We start from the raw sequence: 17,649 nt of genomic DNA on the forward strand, positions 1-17,649 counted from the left end.
TCTCAACCGCATGTCACGAACACTCACGGCCCGCTGGGTCTTCCCCGTGAGCGGCCCGCCGCTCGCGAACGGCACCGTCACAGTGACCGGCGACCGTATTAGCGCGGTGCTCACCCGCGGCGAGCGCTCCGCCGACGAGGACCTCGGAAACGTTGCGCTCGTCCCCGGTCTGGTGAACCCGCACACGCACCTCGACCTGAGCGGCGCGCGCGGGCTGATCCCGCCGACCGATCCCGACCACTTCACCGACTGGCTGAAGGGGGTGATCGCGTACCGGCGCACGCGAAGCACCGAACAAACGCAAGCGGACATTCGCGCCGGTTTGGCCGAGTGCCTGAAACACGGCACCACCCTCGTCGGCGACATCGCGAGCGAGGGCGCGAGCTGGGACGCACTCGCACAAGCGCCGACGCGGGCGGTTGTGTTCCGCGAACTCATCGGGCTCTCGGGCTCGCGCTTCACGGAAGCGCACGCCGCCCTCAATCGGTGGCGGAAGGATCACGTCACGCCGGCCACCTGCCGGGCGGCGGCCAGCCCGCACGCGGCTTACAGCGTGAGCGGCCCGCTCATCCGTCTCGTTGCCCACCAAGGGTGGACCATGACGGTTCACCTCGCGGAATCACCCGCCGAGATGGAACTGCTCGAGCACCACTCCGGCCCGTTCCGCGACTTCCTGGCGTCCATGAACCTTTGGGAGCCGGGGCAGCTCGCCGATTCGCTCCGGTTCATCCTGTGGCGGACGCGGCGCGCGCCGCACGTCCTGTTCGCACACGGGAACTACTTGCCGCCGGACACCCGGCTCCGCGACAACCAGTCCGTTGTTTACTGTCCGCGTACGCATGCCGCATTCGGCCACCCGCCGCACCCCTTCCGGGCGTTCCTCGCGCGGGGCGTCCGTGTGTGCCTCGGCACCGACGGGCTCGCCTCGAACCCGGATCTCGATGTCCTGAGCGAGGCGCGGTTCGTGCGGTCACGTTACCCAGACATTCCGGCGGCGCAACTGCTGCGGATGGTCACACTCTCGGGAGCCGAAGCGCTCGGCTGGGCCGACGAAGCGGGCAGCCTCGAACCCGGCAAGAGTGCCGATCTCGTCGCCGTACCACTTCCGAACACGGATCACGCCGACCCACATGAGCTGCTACTCGCGCAACACCCCGGCGAGCGCCGAACGATGTTCCGCGGCGCCTGGAGGTCGAGCACCCCGTGAGGGCGGCGGCCGCACCTTGTCGCTTTGTGAGGCCGTTACAGGGCAGAACCGCGACCAAAGTACACCGTGCTGGAGTCGAACCAGCCAACCGGGTTTCGTAGACCCAGCGCCGCAACCGTCGGACGGTGCCTCTCGGGGCAGCACGAGCCCCGAACCGGTCGAGTTAGGGACAGCCGTTGGGAGGGGAGGTTCGTGCCCGGTGAGGATTTATTCCTGAACGGCTTCTACCGCCCGTGTGAAGGAACCCGCGCAAGCACTCACGACCGGTGCGTTTGAAGTACGAAACGGCTGGACGGACCCGGCCCGCCGAGGAGAATTCCCGTGCTCCGCAAGCTCGTACTGGTCTGGGTGATCGCAGCCGGCTCGGTTGGTGGATTCAGCGCGGCCGCGCAGCCGGCACACGCCGGCGAGTCAGTAAAAGTTCAATTCCAGGTGCTTGTCCAAAACGGATCGGGCTGGCGTGTCTGTGGCACATACCCTGACCAGAGCGAAGCCCGGCGGAATGCCCTTCGCCTGTGGCAGGAGGGAAATCGGGTACTGATTCAAGAGGTTGAGATCGGTCGCAAGAAGTGAACGAAAAAAGGACCGGCAGCTAAATTACCGCACCGTCGCCCATTCAGTGCGATAACCGCTGCCGGCCCGAAGGAAGTATACGCACCTGTGTAGCTCATGTCACGTGCGGATTGCGGCAATTATTGATAATCGATAAGCCCGTCAGGAAATCCGACACCTCTGCGGTAACAATTCGCGGCGGGGTCACAAACGTATTATCAGCGAACAAACAGGCGGAATCTCAAGCCTCGCAGAAGAACGTTTGCTAGTGTTTATCTGCCAAGACCACCTTTGCCACACGAAACACCGCTGCTCAGTTCCGGTTCGCCTTCGGAACCCCGCCTCGGGTCGGGTGAGGCCGTTCGACGCGCCCTCGCTTCTCCGCCCGGGCGGTCGCCCACCGCGGCCGTGATCCGTTCGCACCGCACACCCGAGGTTCCAATGTCCCAGCAACCCAGCTCCGCGGCGCTGACCGAACGCGCGGGCGAACTCAAAGTGTGCCCATCACACGAGAAGAGCGGCTGGCGCGAGGAGGGGATTCGCGCGCGGGTGCTCGCGGCGCTCGGGCGCCCGGCGGGGCTGTTACAGGTGTCGGTTAAGAACCTTTGGGGCAACAACTTTCGGGTCAACGTGTGGGCCGGCGGGAGCGCTGGAGCCGCAATCCCCAACAGCTATTTCGTGACGGCCACCGAGGACGGAACGATCGTGCGGGCCGAGCCGCCCATTCAGCGGCAGTACTGATGCCAAATCCGACTGATCCGTAACTGCCGGTCGGAGCCGTGGTCCAGGTAAAGCCAGGGCCGTTCCTTATTTCATCTTGGCGCGAGTGGCCTGTTGGGTACATGGGGCACTCATTCGACCCGAGGTGCCCGATGCCCGCGCGCTGGCAGTATGAGGAGTAGTCGACGGTCCCCAACCCGCGCGGGTTGCAGGGCCGGATCCACCCGCTGCCGGCGGTCCTCGGGTTGGTCGCGGTGGCGGTGCTGGTGTGCCGCACCGGGCTTCAGGGGATCGCCCGGTTCGGGCGCCAGTACGGGACCCCGTTGGCTCACGCGCTGGGGTTCCGGCGGGGCCCGACGCCGTCCGCGTCGACCCTGTCCCAGACCTTGCGGCGGATCGACCCGCAGCAACTGGAGGCGGCCCTGGGCCGGTGGATCGCGGGCCGCCTGACCCCGGACGCCCGCGCGCATGTGGCCCTGGACGGCAAGTGCCTGCGCGGGAGCCGGGACGGGGACGTGCCGGGCCCGCACCGGGTGGCCGCGTACGCCCCGCACGCCGCGGCGGTGCTCGGCCAGATCCGGGTGGACGCCCAGACGAACGAGCACCAGGCCGCCCTGGCGTTGCTCGGGATCGTCCCGGTGGGCGGCTCGGTTTTGACCGGGGGTGCCACGTTCTGCCCGCGGGACGTGGCCGCGGCGGTGGTCGACGGCGGGGGCCATTACGTGCTCACGGCCAAGGACAACCAACCCGGCCTGGTGGCCGACATCGAGGCCGGGTTGGGGTTCGAGGACGCCGCCCGAGGGCTCGCGGCGGCCACGTCCCCCTGAGCCGGTCCCGACGCCCGAGCAACTGGGGCGCCCGGCCACGTCGGTGGACCCGGGGCCCGGGCGGATCGAGACGCGGACCGTTCGGGCCACCCCGCTGCTGACGTGCCACGATCGGTGGACCGGATTGAAGCAAGGATTTCGGCTCACCCGCACCCGGACGGTGAAGGGTGTGACCACCGTGGAGGTGGTGCACGGGATCACCAGCCGGCCGGTCGAGCGGGCCGACGCGCGAGCACTTCTGGGCCTGGTGCGGTCCCATTGGCGCATCGAGAACCAACGCCACGACGTGCGCGATGTGACCTTGGGCGCGGATGCGTGCCGGGTCCGCAAGGGGGCCGCACCGCAGGTGCTCGCGGCCCTCCGCAACGCCGCCATTCACCTGCTCGCCACCGTACCCGCCGACCGCACGCCCGAAGAACTCGAATGGCTCCAGCGACACCCCGAACACGCACACAACCTTATCGGCATCACCCAACGTGAATAACGGAATGGCCCTGCTGGGAACCGGAGGACCGATAAACGGAAGCGCGGCGCGGCTGCGTAACTGTTACCCGCGGAGCGACCCGCGCTGTTGAGATGATCGGGTGGGCGCGCGTAAACTGGAGATGAGGCGGTGTCCGACAGACTTGGGGTGCGAACCTCGCTCCCCGGCCGCCCGTAGAAATAGAAGCCGGCTCGGTTGCCAATTCGCCGCCGGTAACAATCCACCGCCCACCCGCAGCAGTGCCCCGCGAAACGGGGCCGGGCGGCTCACGCACCAAAGGAGGTTGCGCAGTTATGTCCGTGCTCGGAAAGCGAATCGTGGCGGCCGGCGTGCTCGGCGCCGCCGCCCTGTCCGTCGGCATCGGGGTGTCGCTGTCGAACGCCGATGAGCCGAAGGCAACGAAGCCGCAGCCCGCTCCGCTCGTCGCCCCCGGCGAGTTCGGTCCAGCGCAGGACCAGTTACGGCGAGCGATGGAAGCGCTGGCCAAGGACCCGAACGACCCGGCCGCGCGGCAGTTGCTCGACGAGGCCTGGGGCCGGATGATGAAGGGGTTCCCTGCCGGACCCGGCGGGTTCCCCGGGCTCACGCCCCCCGCTCCCGCCACACGGCCGCGCCTGGGCGTCCAACTCGAGCCGCTGAGCCCAATCGTCCGCGATCAGCTCGGCCTGGATGCGGGCGTCGCCATCGCCGGCGTGCTGGAGGGCTCGGCAGCCGAGAAGGCCGGGTTCAAGGTGCACGACATCGTGGTCGAGTTCGCCGGCCAAGCGACACCCGACCCGGCGGATTTCATGCGGCGGGTGGGCGAGGCCAAGGCCGGCGAGAAGGTCGACGCGGTCGTCGTCCGTAAGGGCAAGAGGGTCGAGCTGAAAGGGATCGAGCTGCCCGCGGTGACGCAACAGCCCCGAGCGTTCGAGTTGCCGCTGAACCCCCGGGCGTCGGACAAGGGCCGGGCCGGGAACTCGGCCTCGGTGTCGGTGTCGGGTGACACGTTTACCATCGACGCGACCCAGGACGGCGTGTCCTACCTCATCACCGGTAAAGTTGGACCGGACGGGGTGACTGCCGAAAAGGTGAGCGTTAAGGCGGGTGACGAGGCGATCGAGGCGGCCGAACTCGGGAAGGTGCCCGAGAAGTACCGCTCGACCGTGGAGCGGCTGCTGAAGCTCGTCGGGAAGCCCCGCGGGAAGGTCATCGACTGAGCAACATATGGACTGTTTGAGCGGCCCCGGCTCATGGCCGGGGCCGTTTCGCTGTTCGGCCACCGCGGGCGTTCCGGTGCCCGTGTTTTCGCGTTGTCGCACTCGAATTTGCCAGACGGCACTCGGCCGCGGCCCGACTTCTGAAATTGCTTTTGCGGTGGACGCGGCTCATCACTCGGGTTTACGCTCCTCGAAGCGGAGAAACGGACCGCCCCGTTGCTCCCGAGCCTGCGGGGCGTTGCGAAGCTCGGCGATTGTAACGACGGGCTCGAGAGGTGACCGATGACGGACGCGATGAGCGACCAGTACCGCCGCTGGTTCGAGTACGAGCGGGACGCAAACGCCAAGGTGCTGGCGTCCCTGGAAACCGTTCCCCCGGACCGGCGCGACGGACCAGAGTACCAGCGGGCGGTGTCCGTTTTGGCGCACGTGGTGGCCGCGCGGCGCGTGTGGCTGGAGCGGCTCGGCGTGCTCCCGCCCGGCACCGCCACGTTGTTCCCCGACGGCGCCGGGTTCGAGCGGGTGGCGGCCGAGTGCCGGGAGGTCGAGGGGCACTGGACGGCGTTCCTCGCCGGCCTCGACGCCGCGGCGCTGGCCCGGACGTTCGAGTACCGGAGCCTCGACGGCGGCCGGTTCCGCAATGCCATCGGGGACATCTTGGCGCAACTGTTCGGGCACTCGTGGTACCACCGGGGCCAGATCGCCATGCTGGTTCGGGCCGCGGGCGGCGCGCCCGCCGTCACGGACTTCATTTACTGGTGCCGCGAGCCGGTCCCGGGCGCGTAACGTCAGTCGCGGGTCGCGTAAATGTACGTGACGCTGCCGTCCGGGTAGCAGATGTGGAACATGAACGCCCGGTCGGGTTCAACGGCCTCGCCCGTATGGAACTTGCGCCCCCGGTCGTTGACGTGGAACGGGGTGTACTTCCCGGCGGCCGGGTCGCCGCCGACCCGGAGCACCCGCACGGCCGCGGGCAGTTTGGGCGCGGGGCGGTCGCGGACCGTCCAGCCGAGGGCGGCGGCAAGGGCGAGCCGGCGCATGGCGATCTCCTGTGGTGCGGTCACCAGATGAACGTCTCGGTCCGTCTCAATCGGACAGCCGACGCCACGGCCCGGGCGCCGCTCTCCCGAATTCCCCCGCGTCACTAGACCTATCGTACCGGCGGCCTCGTCTTGAGGAGTAACCGCACACGTTCCCAGGTGGGGCTCGATTTATGTTCGTTTCGGTCGGCTGCACGAACTGCGGAAAGCCGTTCCAAGTGCCCGAGGCCGCGCCCGGGCCAACGGCTCGGTGCCCGTGGTGCCAGGCCGACGTGGCCGTCCTCCCGGGCGCCGCATCCCCACGGCCCGCCGCGGCCCCGACCGAACCACCGGCCCCGAAGTGGCTCAAGAAGTATACCGCCGACGCCCCCCGGGCACGCCCCGCACCGGTCACAACGCCGCACGGGCAGGAACCGCTCTCGCTCGACGACGACGAGCCCCCGGTCGCGCGGCCCGGCCCGAGGGCTCCGCGGTTCCGCCCCGCGACGGTCGCGGCCGTCGCCGGCGTCTCGCTCGCGGCGCTGCTGCTGACCGTTGCGGCGCGCGGGTACGGGTCCGGTCGCGTGCAGGAGTGGTTCTGGACCGAGTACACGCCGCCCGACTGGTCGTGTTCGGTGCTGCTCCCGGCAACGCCGTCGGAACAATCGATGGAGGCGAACCCGGACGGCTTCACGACCGGCGGTAAGCGGTACGACGCGAAGGGCTGGCTCACCCGGTCGGCGGCGTGGCTCGCCTGGAGCGACCTCGACCCCGCGTTCGCGAAGTCCGTCGCGGCCGACAAGGAGGGTAAAACGGCTTCGCACGCCCTGCGCGCCGAACTGGTGCGCGAGGCGTCACGGCTCCGGGGCACCATAACGAAGGAGGGCGGCGTGCAGGCCGGTTCCGGCTGGGGCTACGAGGTTCACATGGACACCCCGCGCGGGAAGGTGATCGAGTGGCTGATCGTGCGGCCCGCCGCCCCGCGCCCGCGGCTCTACGTGTACGGGCTGGAGGCCACCAACATCTCGCCCGACAGCGCGGCCGTCCGCCGCATGTTCACATCGTTTCAGGTTCACGAGTAACACCGAGCGGCGTGGGCTGATGTTGCTTGGCGTACAGCTGGTGTTGAGTGCGGCCTGCCTAATCCCGAGAGCGGTGATCGAACAACCATCACGACACCGACCGTTTTCGCAACCGCTCGCGGAGCGAGCGGGCCACACTCCGGACACGCCGGGTCTTCCGTGAACCGCCGTCCCACCGGGCTATCGTCCGGTGACGCGGGTCGCCTGCTCCTCACGTAGCGGGTTCGTCAGGTGCGCCGCCTTCACCTCGGCCTTGAACCGCGCGTCGCCCGCCTGAGCCGCGTCCATTTCGACCGTGAACGTGAGCGTTCGGCCGGGCGGTAACTCCTCGACGGCGGTGAACGTGATGCGCCCGTTCGCGTCGGCGCGGCCCTCGGCGGCCCCGCTGCCGCGGACGAACTTCAGTTCGGGGGTCGCGGTCGCGGACACTTCGATGTTCCGGGCCGAGACGGTGCCCTGGTTCTTCACGCGGATCTGGTACTTCGCCCGCTTGCCGGCCTCCACGACCCCCGGGGGCGTGGCCAGTTCCAGCGCCAGGGCGGCCGTCCCGATGATCGCCACGGCCGCCTCGCCGCGGGCCTCGACCGGCGCGCCGACCGCCTTCCCGTTGCTGACCGCGTCGCCGAGCGCCGACACCGTCACGGCCCCCTGCGGCGCCAGCCGGACCGCGTCGGCGTCGAGCGTGAACGACTTCTGCGCCCCGGGGGCCAGTTCCGCAATCTTCCACTGAACGGGACCGGCGCCGACCGACCCGCCGTCCGCGGCCGTCACCTTCACCTCCGCCGGCACGGCGGCGCGGACGACCACGTTCGACACCGCCGCGTCGCCGCGGTTCGTCACGGTAACGGTCCAGGAGACCTGCTGGTTGAGGTACGCGAGCTTCGACCCGCTCACCGCAACGGCCAGTTCGGCGCGCCGCACCTCGATCGTCAGCGGTTCGGCCGTGCCGGAAAGGTTCCCGTCCCCCGTGGCGCTGGCGCGGACGCCGAACTTGCCGGCCGCTTTGGCGCTGAGCGGCAAGTCGAGCGACTTCGTTTGGCCCGGGTTGAGCGTACCGGCCGGAAGCTCGATCGGTTTGCGGTCGGCCGCGGGCGCCAACCCGTCGTCCGCCCGTGCCCACACCGTCACGTTCGCCGCGGCGGCCGCGCCGGTGTTGGTGACCAAAACGCGGGCCGCGATCTTCTCGCCCGCGAGCGCGATCGCAGGCGCCTCGACGAGCACCTGGAGCTTGGCCTGCTCGACGCGCACCGTTTCGCTGGTGTCGGCCTGCAGCCCGTCCCCGGTGACGGCGTCGGCGCGAACGGTGACCGCACCGAGCTTCGCGGGCACCACCTGGAGCGTGACCTGCTGCTTGCCCTTCCCGCTCACCGGCGGCAGGTCGAACGTGAGAGCGCCGCTCTTGTCCAGGCCGGTCGGGGGCGGGTCGCTGCGCTCGAGGGTGGCGCCGTCCGAAAGCGCGACGCTGATGCGCGCGTCCCGGCTGTCCACACCGGCCACGTTTTCGAGCGTCACCGTGACCGGGAACGGCCTGTTGGGGCCGGCCACCGGCGGGGCGGTCATTTTGAGCTTCACCGAGGGCGCGGCCCATTCGATGGTGGTCTCGCGCCGGCCCACCACGGCGCCCGGCCCCACGCCGCTTTCGGACGGCTTCACCACCTCCACCGCGACCCGCGTTTTGCCGGCCTTGGGGTCGCGCTGGACGAGCCGCACGGTCGCCTCGTTGCTGCCCTCGAGGCTCGCCTCCGCCTCCTTCCCGCCGGACCCGGACAGGGCGACCGTTTCGTTACCGGCGGCGACCAGCGTGGCCGGCGGCCCTTCGAGCACGCGGTAGCGAACGCGGAAGTTGCCGCCGGCGTCGGTCGCGGTCGGGTTGATGCTGGTCGCGAGCGTGGTCTCGCCGCCGACCCGCACGGTCACCGGCTCGGGGAACTTGAACCGCGCGTCGCCCCACATCACCTTCGTCACGACGCGGCCGTTGTCCCAGTTGAACACCTCTGGCGCGTACGCCGTCACGACCGTCTCGCCCGGGATCGCGGAGCTGAGCACGACGAACGTTTGCCCCGGTTCGACCGCCACATCGTCCTTCGGGTCGTCGTTGCCCCGGGTTATGGTTTTGGGGACGTAGGACGTGTGCGTGACGGCGCGCTTGTTGTCGATGAGGTACCCGCGCCCGCGGGTGACCCCGGACTCGTCGGCCTCAATGATGTTCCCCGGCCCCTCGACGATCCACTCCACGCGCCGGTCACGGCGCGGCGTCCCGTCCTTGTCGTACACGGTTGCCACGAGGACGATCTGCGACCCGAGAGGGGCGTTGACGAGCCCGCCGGGTTTGACCTCAAGGCGGTGCGACTTGGGGTCGAAGTCGCGGAAGTACCCGCGCCCGCCCGGTTTGGCGTGCGTCTGCTCGATCGGCCCCGGCGGGATGAGGTACGGGAAGTATCCCGGGGTGTACGTACACCCGCCCGCGGTCACGGTCGCGGCGAGAGCGATAACAGCGGCGAGGCGTACAGACATCGGTTGCGTTCCTCCCGCTCCGGGGCCGGGCGGCGGAATACGCAAGAGCGGAAAGAAGTGCAAGCCGGAGTGCGGGGGCGTGTCTCCTGGTTCACGGGCGGTTGGTCGAAACGAGCCGGCGGCGTGGGCGACGGCACACCTTGCCCGTCGCCCACGCCGCCGGCTCACCGAACCATCACCGCTCCGGCCGCCCGCTCAGTCGTCGTTGCTGACGCTCATGAAGATGCGGAGCACGTACCAGAACAGCAGCGCCACCGAGGCGAACAGTTGCAGCGAGGCCGACACGTGCTGGTCCGTGCCGTAGTGGTGGATGATGTTCGACGTGTCGTAGATGATGAACCCGCACGCGAGGGCCACCATCGCCACGGCGAACACCAGCCCCAGGCTGAACCCGCCGATCACCGCCGCGATCACCAGCCCCAGCGCGAGCAGGGCCCCCACCCACAGGATCGGGCCGAGGAAGGAGAAGTCCTTACCGGACAGGAACACCGCGGCCGTCAGCCCGGCGAACGCCGCGAGCGTCACGATCCCGGCCTGGAGGGGCAGCGCCTTGCCCGCGTACTGCGGCGCCTGCGTCGCCACGATGAGGATCGGCAGGAAGATGACCACTTCGAGCAGCACGTACAGGGTGAGGCCCGCGTACTGCAACCCGATCGACTGACGCGACCGGGCCATCGCCTGCGCCGCCAGCCCGCCGACCACGAACAGCACCATCAGGCCCAGCCAGGCCATGTTCCCGCCGCCCATGAAGACGGAGCGGACGATGTCCCGGCCGAGGCCCGACTCGAGCAGAACGGCCTCAATCCCGACGAACGCCAGGATCGCACCGGTCAGGTGGGCGTAGGTGCGGCGGATGAACGCGAGCCGCACGTTCGGCGGCGCCGCCGCGACCGGTTCACTGTGGTAGCCGTCAACGAGGTAACTCATGCCTGGGTCTCCGAATGGTTACCCCAATTCTACGCAACTGTCGTGCCCCGGCACAAGTTCCGATCGCGATCAGAGGTCGAACACGGCTTCGCCCAGCCCGACGTTCCGCTTCACGTCGCTGAAGCTGTACGCCTCGAACAGGTCGCCGACCGCGGCGCCGGACTTCGGCTGGTCGTAGGCCTCGTACCGGAGCGGCAGCTTCGTTTCCTTGTCGACGTACACCAGCGTGCGGTGGGCGTGGCGGAACGCGTGCGGCCGGCGGGTGAAGATCTCGTAGCGGGTCACGTTGCGGCCGGCGAACTGGAAGTCGCCCGTGTAGACCTCCACCGGGTTGTTCAGCGCCTTCTCGCGGGCCGCGGCGGTCGCGACGCGATCGACGACGGCCGACATCGTCCAGTCGGCGACGGGGTGCCGGTTCTCGGCCAGGAACTTCGAGTCGTCCAGGTCGAGGGTGCGGAACCCCTTCGCGCCGCCGACGCCCGCCGGGCGGTACCGGAACTTGTCATTCTTGCGGGCCGCGGTGTAGGCGACTTCCATGCCCGCGATCGCGTCCGGGCGGGCGAACCGCACGTACACGCCGCCCGGGTTCAGCCGCACCTTCATCTCCGCGACCTGCTCGGCCGACAGCGCGCCCTTCACCACCTCCTGGCGGGTGAAGGTGCAGGTGTAGTCGCGGGTTTTGCCCAGCGCGCCCTTCGCCTCCGCGATCATGGTCGCGAGCGGGTCGGTAATTTTGGCACCCTCGGGCGCTTTAGGCGCTTCGGTTTTGGGCGCCCCGCCCTTCGGCGGCTGGGCGACGACCGCCCCCACGCCGAGTACCCCGGCAAACGCCACCGCCAGCCACGCCTTCGCGCGCATGTTCGCTCCCCCCGCGGACACCGAATCGGGACACTTTGCGGGCCACATAACAACCGCGCCCGGATCGGGGAAGAGCAGTTCGCGTAAGAGGGTGCCCCTCTCAGGGCCTTTCCTTATTTCACCTTGCTTACACGAGGGAACGTGGCTATGTGGGGCGCCTTCTCGCAGCCAGGAAGGTACCCATGTCTCCTTGCACCCTGGTCGATGCCCTGGCGGCGGTTCCCGATCCCCGCAGCAAGCACGGCCTTATCCACCCACTCGCCCCCTTCCTCGGACTCGTCGCCCTCGCCATGCTCATGGGGCGCACCAGCCTCAATGGCATCGCTCGCTTCGGGCGACAGCACGGACCCGCCCTCGCCCATGCCCTCGGCTTCCGACGCGGCAAGACCCCGGCCGTTTCCACGCTCTCCCGCACCCTGCGACGCTTCGACGCCGACCAACTGGAGCACGTCCTCTCGTACTGGATCGCCAGCCGCGTCGACCCGGCCGCCTTCACACACATCTCCATCGACGGCAAGACCCTTCGAGGCTCTCGCAACGGCGCGATCCCCGGTCAGCACCTGCTGGCCGCATACGCCCCCACCGTCGGTGCCGTACTCGCCCAGGTCAAGGTCGATGCGAGCACCAACGAGCACAAGGCCGCCTTGACGCTCCTCGGCATTCTGCCGCTGCGAGGGAAGGTCGTGGTCGGCGACGCCATGTTCTGCCAGCGAGACCTGGCCGAGGAGGTGGTCGGGGCCGGCGGCGACTACGTGCTCACGGTGAAGGACAACCAACCCGGATTGGGGATCGACATCCGAGCCGGGTTCGCCTTCGAGACCGCCGCCCGATCGATCGCGGCGGCCACTTCCCCCTGGGGATCGGCCTCCGCCCGCCCCGAGCCGCATCGCCACGACCGTCGATAAGGGTCACGGCCGCATCGAGAAGCGGACGCTGCAAACGACCTCGATTCTGACGTGCTCGCCGACGTGGGCGGGGGTGAAGCAGGGCTTCCAGTTGACGCGTGAGCGGACGGTCCGAGGCCAAACGACGGTCGAAGTGCATTTCGGCATCACGAGCCTGTCGGCCGAGAAGGCGGATGCGGCCACACTCCTGAACCATGTGCGGACGCACTGGCGCATCGAGAACGAACTGCATTACGTGCGTGACGTGACACTGGGCGAGGACGCGTGTCGTGTGCGCATGGGGCACGCACCACAGGTGCTGGCGGCGCTGCGGAACGCCGTGGTGCACCTGTGGCGTGAGGTCAAGGCGGTGAGTTGCCCGGAGGCGATCGAGCGGCTCCAGATGGACCCGGCAATGGCCAAGGGACTTATCGGAGTTACGTAGAGTGAATCAAGGAAAGGCCCTGGTGCCCCTCTGGATTTTGGCCCGTTATTGGTTTTCCCAAAACCCCTTCCACTCCGGCCCCGCTGCTAATGCCCCCAGTTCGACAAACGGTGCCACATGCCCCAGATTCCATCTCGCCCCAGTTTGTTTCATTCTGATGTTGAGCAATTGCTTAACCGTTCCCTCCACCAACCCGCTTCCAATCGACTGCCCCCGCCGCAAACGCACCGCATAATTCAACCGCCCCTGTTGGCCACAAAAGTAATTCAATACGCCGCCCAAGGCGGCTCCGTCGCCTCCGGCGGGCATCTGCCCGGTCAGTTCTCCGATCCAGTCCACCAACCCGGGATATCCGTCTTCCAGCAGCTTCGACTTGCCCCGGACAAACGCCGTCGCGGCTTGGACCCCGGGACCGAACACCGCCTTCGCCCCGCTGGCGAGGTACTCCGCCCCATGCCAGAAGTCGAGGACCTGGGTCGCGTCACGGAAGTGCTGCTCGGACACGTTCCACAACCACTCGGCCCCATCCCCCAGTACCGTCATTTGGCTCGAATCGGTCCACTCCAGTCGCGTGGCCTCGTCGTGACACCGCTTCCCGAACAGGCTCGCCTCCTCCACGGCCGCGATCACCGACCGCGCCAACGGGGTTGGCAGGTCGCGTCCCTCCCAGTCCATCGCCGTGGTCGGCGCACTTCGCTCGCGCCGGGCAAAAACGGCCATCTTGAGATCCCGCCAACCGTCCTCCACAGTGTTGACCTTGCCCGCGTCGATGTGCAACTCGCTGTCCACCGGCCGCTCGGTCCTGGCCGCGGCTTGGGCTCGGGTGAAGACTTCAGCGGTCGAGCGGTGTTGCCGGGTGGCGGTGGCCTGGGCCGCCGTGGCGTGGCAGAGTTGCCGGATGGTGTTGTCGTCCAATTCCCAGCCGACCACCTCGGCCAGAGTCACTTCGGCTTTGGCGAAGGACTGTTGGACGCCCAGCAAGACGGCCATCCGACAGGCGCCCGGGGTGACGTAGCCGCTGAGGCCCAGCCCGCGATCGGCTCCGAACTCGCCTTGCCCGCAAGTGGGGCAGTGGAAATACCTCCGCTCCAGCTCAATCGGACCAACGGCGGTCACAACCGTTCGGGTGTGCGGTCCTTTGGAGCGCCCGGGGTGCGTCTTCGCGCAGGTGCGGGCGCGCCCCCTTTTTGCTCGTCCTTCTCGATCCGTGAACCCAAGGCGGCACCGAGTGTGGTCCGCAACAGTTTGCGCCCTTGATCGAGTGCATGCTTCTCGCAGGCGGCCAGGACCGTGCCGTCGGGAGCTTCTTGGGCCAGACGATTCAGGTCCGTGAAATAGCCCAGCAGTTGTTCCAAGGCCAACCGTTCGGATTCGGTACTGTATTCTATAGTCAGCGTCGGCATCAGTATCCCTCCCAGATTGCCACGGCTTCCCCAGCCGGCTCCCATACCGTTCACAAATGCCAAAATCCAGAGGGGCACCCCTCTCGTAACCCTGCACCGCACCCGAAAAGGACTAAAGTCCCGGTGGTGATGCTACAGACTCAGTTTTTGCTGCGAATTGGGGGCGCCGGCAGCCCGCGTTTCCGTTTTAACCCTCACCCGGATGATATCCGCTCCTCCGCTCGTAATCCGCGGCGGGTCGTGCCGGTCGTAAGCCCTTACGGTTTACCCAGATTCAGCGTGTTCTCATTTCTTCCGGAGTAAAATCGGTTACGCTCGAAACACCTCCGACACACCACAGGTAACGATCCCCACCCGCCAACGGATTCGTGTGGGCGGAGGTAGGTATCACTATGCAACTACTTCAGACCCTCGTTCACCGCGGCCTGCTCCCCGAGGGCGACCGGTTCCGCGCCAGCGAAGCGATCAAAGCCAGCCCCGACTACCCGCCCCACCAGGTCCTGATCGACAAGGGCTTCGTTCGCGAGGACGCGCTCCTGCCGGTCCTGGCCGAGGAGTTCGGCCTCGAACAGGTGGACCTGTCCCACGCGAAGATCGAAAAGGACGTGCTCGCGGCCATGCCGCAGAAGCTGGTCCACCGCAAGAACCTGATGCCGGTCGCGCGGCACAACGGCACCCTGATCGTCGCCACCAGCGACCCGTTCGACGTGTACGCGCTCGACGAGCTGCAGACGCTCACCGGGCTCCACGTGATGCCGGTGCTGGCCCCGGCCCGCGAGATCACCCGCCTCATCAAGCAGCACTTCGGGGTCGGCGGCGACACCGTCGCGGCGCTCGCCGAGGAGGCCAAGAACCAGGACGACATCGAGCTGCTCGAGGCGCTCGAGACCGACGACTCCGAGATGGCGAAGGCCGCCCAGGAGGCGTCGGTCGTCAAGCTCGTGAACCAGATCCTCGTGGAGGCGGCGAACGAGCGCGCCTCCGACATCCACGTCGAGACGGAAGAGAAGGGCATCCGCATCCGCTACCGGATCGACGGGCTGCTGCAGAACCAGAACCTGCCGCCGGAGATCAACCGGTTCGCGCTGGCGATCGTGAGCCGCCTGAAGATCATGGCGCGACTCAACATCGCCGAGAAGCGGCTCCCGCAGGACGGCCGCATCAAGATGAAGGTGCAGGGCCGCGAGATCGACGTCCGCGTGTCCATCATCCCGATGATCCACGGCGAGGGGATCGTCATGCGGCTGCTCGACAAGGGCCGCATGTCGTTCAACCTCAAGAACTGCGGGATGCTGCCGGACATCTACGGGAAGTTCAAGCAGGTCATCGACCGGCCCCACGGGATCGTCCTCGTCACCGGCCCCACCGGGTCCGGGAAGTCCACGACCCTCTACTCCGCGCTCAACGAGATCAAGGACGAGGTCACCAAGATCATCACGGTCGAGGACCCCGTCGAGTACAACCAGGACGGCATCTCCCAGATCCAGACGCACGCGAAGATCGGGCTCACGTTCAGCCACGCGCTGCGCTCGATCCTGCGGCACGACCCGGACGTGATCCTGGTGGGCGAGATCCGCGACAAGGAGACCGCCGAGATGGCGATCCAGGCGTCGCTCACCGGCCACATGGTGTTCAGCACGCTGCACACCAACGACGCGCCCAGCGCGTTCACCCGCATGATCGACATGGGCGTCGAGCCGTTCCTCGTGTCCTCGACGGTGGAAGGGGTGATGGCCCAGCGGCTGGTGCGGACCATCTGCCCGGACTGCAAGACCACCTACGTGCCCGACCCGGACGAGCTGCCGCTGGACTTCCCCGGCCGCAAGGGCGCCCCGCAGCCGGCCCCGGACATCGCGATCCAGCAAGGGCTGGTGGAGATGATGAACACCGGCCCGGCGGCCGACGGGAAGCTGTGGAAGGGGACGGGGTGCCGCGCGTGCCGCCAGGGCGGGTACCGAGGCCGGACCGGCATCCACGAGCTGCTGCTCAACAACGACGTGATGAAGGAGCTGGTGGTCCAGCGGGTGAACTCGAGCGTCATCCGCCTGGAGGCGCTCAAGGCCGGGATGATCACGCTCCGCCAGGACGGGTGGCGCAAGGTGCTCAACGGCACCACCACCGTCGACGAGGTGACCCGCACCACCGCGGGCGACATCTCATAATTCGGAACGCGGAGTTCGGAATTCGGAGTGAGAACACGCGCCGAGTTTCGCGTTTCGCAATCAGCCTGTACGCGGCTTGGGACTTTGTTTTCGTTCCGCACTCCGAACTCCGCATTCCGAATTCGCGCTATGCCTGACTTCACCTACGAAGCGCTCGCCCGGACCGGGGCCAAGTCCACCGGGACGCTCACCGCCAACAGCGAGCGCGAGGCGGCGCTGATCCTCGACGGCCGCGGGCTGTTCCCGCTCAAGATCAACCTGGCCAAGAACCAGGCGGCCAGCGCCGGCGGGTTCTTCGCGGGGGTCAGCGGGCGCCAGGTGGCGACCATGTACGCCCAGCTCGCCGACCTGCTGCACTCCGGCGTGCCGCTGCTCCGGTCGCTGGAGCTGCTCGAGCGCCAGAGCACCAACAAGTTGCTTCAGTCCGTGCTGCGCGACGTGCGCGCCCGGGTGGCCGACGGCACCGGGCTGGCGCAGTCGATGGCCGCGCACCCCAAGGTGTTCAACGAGCTGGCCGTCAGCATGGTCCGCGCCGGCCAGGAGGGCGGGTTCCTCGAGGACGTGCTCAAGCGCATCGCCGCGTTCGTCGAGCACCAGGAGGACCTGAAATCGAAGGTGGTCGGCGCGATGGCGTACCCGGTGTTCCTGGCGCTGGCCGGGGCCGGCGTCGTCGCCGTGCTGATGGTGTTTTTCGTGCCCAAATTCGAACCCATCTTCGAGAAGCTCAAGGAAAAGGACCAGATGCCCGACATCACGTCCCTGCTGCTGGACGTGAGCCACTTCATCCAGGGCTACTGGTGGCTGGTGCTGCTCGCGGTCGGCGGCGCCGCGCTCGCGTTCCGGTGGTGGTCGCGGACGCCCGACGGGCGCATGCTCCTGGACCGGATCAAGATCCGGCTCCCGCTGTTCGGCCCGGTGTTCATGGGGCTGGCCCTGTCCCGGTTCTGTCGCATCCTGGGGACCATGCTGCACAACGGCATCCCGCTGCTGAAGTCGCTGACCATCGCCAAGGACTCGACCGGCAACAAGCTGCTGTCCGCGTCCATCGAGAAGGCGGCCGAGAACGTGACCGCCGGGCAGAAGCTGGCCGACCCGCTCCGCAAGAGCGGACACTTCCCCAACGACCTCGTCGAGATGATCACGATCGCCGAGGAGGCGAACACCCTCGAAAAGGTGCTGGTGGACGTGGCCGACGGCCTGGACAAGCGGACCGCCCGGAACCTGGAGCTCATGGTGAAGCTGCTCGAGCCGCTGATGCTCCTGTGCATGGCCGCGGTGGTGGGCACCATCGCGGTGGCGCTGCTGATGCCGGTGTTCAAGCTGAGCAACACCCTGGACTGAGCCGCTCGTACAATCGCCACGAGAA

The 17,649-nt window shown here is 68.1% G+C and carries 16 protein-coding genes and 1 pseudogene; 12 read left to right on the plus strand and 5 right to left on the minus strand.

Translation table 11 applies throughout. The annotated features are described in order from the left end of the window. Window positions 1-10: 10 nt before the first annotated feature. The 7 genes and pseudogenes from GobsT_RS35250 (at window position 11) to GobsT_RS35280 (ending at window position 5,775) form a co-directional block, all read left to right on the plus strand. A complete protein-coding gene (locus tag GobsT_RS35250; protein ID WP_010043547.1) occupies window positions 11-1,207 on the plus strand; it encodes an amidohydrolase family protein in 1,197 nt (398 codons plus the stop codon). A gap of 321 nt (window positions 1,208-1,528) precedes the next feature. After that, complete coding sequence (locus GobsT_RS35255) at window positions 1,529-1,780, plus strand: hypothetical protein (RefSeq protein ID WP_148087988.1); 252 nt, start codon at window positions 1,529-1,531, stop codon at window positions 1,778-1,780. 420 nt (window positions 1,781-2,200) lie between these two features. Then, window positions 2,201-2,500 carry a hypothetical protein gene (locus GobsT_RS35260; protein ID WP_010043546.1) on the plus strand — a complete coding sequence of 100 codons (300 nt, stop codon included), beginning with the start codon at window positions 2,201-2,203 and terminating at the stop codon, window positions 2,498-2,500. Window positions 2,501-2,676: 176 nt separating this feature from the next. After that, a pseudogene (locus GobsT_RS40715) lies at window positions 2,677-3,306 on the plus strand (ISAs1 family transposase); the annotation flags it as partial. Window positions 3,307-3,349: 43 nt separating this feature from the next. Then, window positions 3,350-3,790, plus strand: a complete 441-nt coding sequence (locus GobsT_RS40720) for an ISAs1 family transposase (protein ID WP_010043542.1) — start codon at window positions 3,350-3,352, stop codon at window positions 3,788-3,790. A gap of 293 nt (window positions 3,791-4,083) precedes the next feature. Continuing rightward, window positions 4,084-4,989 carry a S1C family serine protease gene (locus GobsT_RS35275; protein WP_010043539.1) on the plus strand — a complete coding sequence of 302 codons (906 nt, stop codon included), beginning with the start codon at window positions 4,084-4,086 and terminating at the stop codon, window positions 4,987-4,989. A gap of 282 nt (window positions 4,990-5,271) precedes the next feature. Continuing rightward, window positions 5,272-5,775, plus strand: a complete 504-nt coding sequence (locus tag GobsT_RS35280) for a DinB family protein (protein ID WP_010043537.1) — start codon at window positions 5,272-5,274, stop codon at window positions 5,773-5,775. Between the two features lie 2 nt (window positions 5,776-5,777). Here the strand turns inward: GobsT_RS35280 and GobsT_RS35285 are convergent, their stop codons facing one another. Next, window positions 5,778-6,053, minus strand: coding sequence for a hypothetical protein (locus tag GobsT_RS35285; protein WP_148087989.1), 276 nt, complete (start codon window positions 6,051-6,053; stop codon window positions 5,778-5,780). 149 nt (window positions 6,054-6,202) lie between these two features. On the opposite strand from GobsT_RS35285, the gene GobsT_RS38530 reads away from it, so the two are divergent. Next, on the plus strand, window positions 6,203-7,090 hold the full coding sequence (locus GobsT_RS38530; protein WP_010043534.1) for a hypothetical protein: 888 nt from the start codon (window positions 6,203-6,205) through the stop codon (window positions 7,088-7,090). Window positions 7,091-7,270: 180 nt separating this feature from the next. Here the strand turns inward: GobsT_RS38530 and GobsT_RS35300 are convergent, their stop codons facing one another. The 3 genes from GobsT_RS35300 to GobsT_RS35310 form a co-directional block, all read right to left on the minus strand. Then, window positions 7,271-9,604 carry a COG1361 family protein gene (locus GobsT_RS35300; RefSeq protein WP_010043533.1) on the minus strand — a complete coding sequence of 778 codons (2,334 nt, stop codon included), beginning with the start codon at window positions 9,602-9,604 and terminating at the stop codon, window positions 7,271-7,273. Between the two features lie 195 nt (window positions 9,605-9,799). Next, entirely contained in the window at window positions 9,800-10,531 is a 732-nt protein-coding gene (locus tag GobsT_RS35305) for a Bax inhibitor-1/YccA family protein (RefSeq protein WP_109571398.1), read from the minus strand. Between the two features lie 69 nt (window positions 10,532-10,600). Then, window positions 10,601-11,389, minus strand: a complete 789-nt coding sequence (locus tag GobsT_RS35310) for a DUF1571 domain-containing protein (protein WP_010049248.1) — start codon at window positions 11,387-11,389, stop codon at window positions 10,601-10,603. A 182-nt stretch (window positions 11,390-11,571) separates the two neighbouring features. On the opposite strand from GobsT_RS35310, the gene GobsT_RS40725 reads away from it, so the two are divergent. After that, window positions 11,572-12,294, plus strand: a complete 723-nt coding sequence (locus GobsT_RS40725; protein WP_010035860.1) for an ISAs1 family transposase — start codon at window positions 11,572-11,574, stop codon at window positions 12,292-12,294. 28 nt (window positions 12,295-12,322) lie between these two features. Beyond that, window positions 12,323-12,718, plus strand: coding sequence for an ISAs1 family transposase (locus GobsT_RS40730; RefSeq protein WP_232068475.1), 396 nt, complete (start codon window positions 12,323-12,325; stop codon window positions 12,716-12,718). Between the two features lie 45 nt (window positions 12,719-12,763). Here GobsT_RS40730 and GobsT_RS35325 read toward each other — a convergent pair whose 3' ends face one another. Continuing rightward, complete coding sequence (locus GobsT_RS35325; RefSeq protein WP_232068452.1) at window positions 12,764-13,996, minus strand: ISKra4-like element ISGob7 family transposase; 1,233 nt, start codon at window positions 13,994-13,996, stop codon at window positions 12,764-12,766. A gap of 517 nt (window positions 13,997-14,513) precedes the next feature. Between GobsT_RS35325 and GobsT_RS35335 the strand changes: the two genes are divergently transcribed. Then, window positions 14,514-16,283: a GspE/PulE family protein gene (locus GobsT_RS35335; RefSeq protein WP_010049246.1), complete on the plus strand. Its 1,770-nt coding sequence runs from the start codon at window positions 14,514-14,516 to the stop codon at window positions 16,281-16,283. Between the two features lie 129 nt (window positions 16,284-16,412). Then, window positions 16,413-17,624: a type II secretion system F family protein gene (locus GobsT_RS35340; RefSeq protein WP_109571397.1), complete on the plus strand. Its 1,212-nt coding sequence runs from the start codon at window positions 16,413-16,415 to the stop codon at window positions 17,622-17,624. Window positions 17,625-17,649 lie beyond the last annotated feature (25 nt).

Origin of the sequence: Gemmata obscuriglobus, from assembly GCF_008065095.1 — a bacterium.
In the GTDB taxonomy this organism is placed as follows: domain Bacteria; phylum Planctomycetota; class Planctomycetia; order Gemmatales; family Gemmataceae; genus Gemmata; species Gemmata obscuriglobus.

Excerpts from the sequence above, each read along its gene's own strand:
- GobsT_RS35300 (WP_010043533.1), bottom strand. The coding sequence starts at position 9,604 with ATGTCTGTACGCCTCGCCGCTGTTATCGCTCTCGCCGCGACCGTGACC.
- GobsT_RS35260 (WP_010043546.1), top strand. The coding sequence starts at position 2,201 with ATGTCCCAGCAACCCAGCTCCGCGGCGCTGACCGAACGCGCGGGCGAA.
- GobsT_RS35280 (WP_010043537.1), top strand. The coding sequence starts at position 5,272 with ATGACGGACGCGATGAGCGACCAGTACCGCCGCTGGTTCGAGTACGAG.
- GobsT_RS35335 (WP_010049246.1), top strand. The coding sequence starts at position 14,514 with ATGCAACTACTTCAGACCCTCGTTCACCGCGGCCTGCTCCCCGAGGGC.
- GobsT_RS35310 (WP_010049248.1), bottom strand. The coding sequence starts at position 11,389 with ATGCGCGCGAAGGCGTGGCTGGCGGTGGCGTTTGCCGGGGTACTCGGC.
- GobsT_RS35250 (WP_010043547.1), top strand. The coding sequence starts at position 11 with ATGTCACGAACACTCACGGCCCGCTGGGTCTTCCCCGTGAGCGGCCCG.
- GobsT_RS40725 (WP_010035860.1), top strand. The coding sequence starts at position 11,572 with ATGTCTCCTTGCACCCTGGTCGATGCCCTGGCGGCGGTTCCCGATCCC.
- GobsT_RS35340 (WP_109571397.1), top strand. The coding sequence starts at position 16,413 with ATGCCTGACTTCACCTACGAAGCGCTCGCCCGGACCGGGGCCAAGTCC.
- GobsT_RS38530 (WP_010043534.1), top strand. The coding sequence starts at position 6,203 with ATGTTCGTTTCGGTCGGCTGCACGAACTGCGGAAAGCCGTTCCAAGTG.
- GobsT_RS35305 (WP_109571398.1), bottom strand. The coding sequence starts at position 10,531 with ATGAGTTACCTCGTTGACGGCTACCACAGTGAACCGGTCGCGGCGGCG.
- GobsT_RS35275 (WP_010043539.1), top strand. The coding sequence starts at position 4,084 with ATGTCCGTGCTCGGAAAGCGAATCGTGGCGGCCGGCGTGCTCGGCGCC.